1 protein-coding gene is annotated in these 490 nt (G+C 33.9%); it reads left to right on the forward strand.

Features of this window, described 5'->3' with window-relative positions; all coding sequences use genetic code 11:
* Positions 1-283 precede the first annotated feature (283 nt).
* A partial coding sequence (locus ABD329_RS47890) for a transposase family protein (protein WP_344318305.1) occupies positions 284-490 on the forward strand: 207 nt, incomplete at its 3' end.

Consider the following 490-nt stretch of genomic DNA (forward strand, 5'->3'; position numbering starts at 1 on the left):
CAAATAACCGCCCATTTGTTAATTAATTACAATTAACAGTAGCGAAGCGTGCGCTTGTGTTCCTTATAATTACAGAAATGTCATTTAATCTTTATGGAAGTTAACTATAGTTTTTTAAAAAAAATTTATAAGCTTACTATTGGCTGGTATGACAACATTTCCCGAGGGAGTGTCAGGCCTACCTGAGCTTTAAAAAGATTTATCAAAATAAAAACACGCAAGCTCCTAATTTGTTAGAATTTGTTTAGACCAATAAACAAAAAACAAAGGAGTTGCGTGTACTATGTATTCTAACATTTCTATCCCTGGTTTAGAAGAGTTTATCATCACTAAATCACTTGAAGTAGAAGGGTTTTATCAACTCCATGTGGAGTTGGTGAGAAAACCTCACCAATGCCCTGATTGTCGAAAGTTGACCCAGAAAGTTCATGATTATAGACTGCAAAAGATTCAACATACAGAAGTGTTCGGAAGAAATACTCTGTTATTT

The sequence above is a fragment of the Streptomyces javensis genome (assembly GCF_039525925.1).
Classification (GTDB): Bacteria; Actinomycetota; Actinomycetes; order Streptomycetales; family Streptomycetaceae; genus Streptomyces; species Streptomyces asiaticus.